Annotated in this window: 1 protein-coding gene; it reads left to right on the top strand. The window is 52.5% G+C overall.

Features of this window, described 5'->3' with window-relative positions:
* A partial coding sequence (locus ABRP84_RS11240) for an IS256 family transposase (RefSeq protein WP_349853833.1) occupies nucleotides 1–711 on the top strand: 711 nt, incomplete at both ends.

Below are 711 nucleotides of genomic sequence, written 5' to 3'. Positions count from 1 at the left end.
CGATGAGGTCATGGTCTGGCAAAACCGCCAGTTAGACGAATTCTACCCCGTAGTGTTTCTCGATGCGCTGCGCATTAAAGTCCGCGACGGTGGCCGAGTGGTCAACAAATCCGCGTACATGGCAATTGGTGTGGATCTTGACGGTATTAAGCACATTTTGGGCCTATGGATCGCCAAAGAAGAAGGCGCTTCATTTTGGGCGCAGGTATGTGCCAATCTTTCTAACCGTGGGGTCAAAGACGTCTTTATCGTCTGCTGTGACGGGCTGAAAGGCTTGCCAGAAGCAGTAGAGGCAACGTGGCCGAACTCTATGGTGCAAACCTGTATCGTGCACCTGATTCGCGCAGCTAACCGATGGGTAGCCTACGGGGATCGCCGGGGCGTATCGGCCGCGTTGAAAAAGATTTACACCGCTGCAGACGAATCCACAGCTCAGGCTGCTTTAGACGAATGTGAAGCCTCTGAATTGGCAGAAAAGTATCCCCGCTCAGTCAAGGTCTGGCGGGATGCTTGGGCGCGTTTCGTACCGTTTCTGCAGTTCCCGCCAGCAGCCAGGAAGGTAATCTATACGACGAATTCGATTGAATCATTCAACAATGAACTGCGTAAAGCTACCCGCAACAGGGTGCAGTTCACCAACGATGAATCAGCGCTGAAAACGCTGTGGTTGATGATCTGCAATATTGAAGACAGACGAGCTGCCAAGAGGGC

This window comes from Corynebacterium sp. KPL2861 (genome assembly GCF_040225475.1).
In the GTDB taxonomy this organism is placed as follows: Bacteria; Actinomycetota; Actinomycetes; order Mycobacteriales; family Mycobacteriaceae; genus Corynebacterium.
The sequence above is the reverse complement of the archived record's forward strand: the minus strand, read 5'-3'. Positions and strand labels throughout refer to the sequence as shown.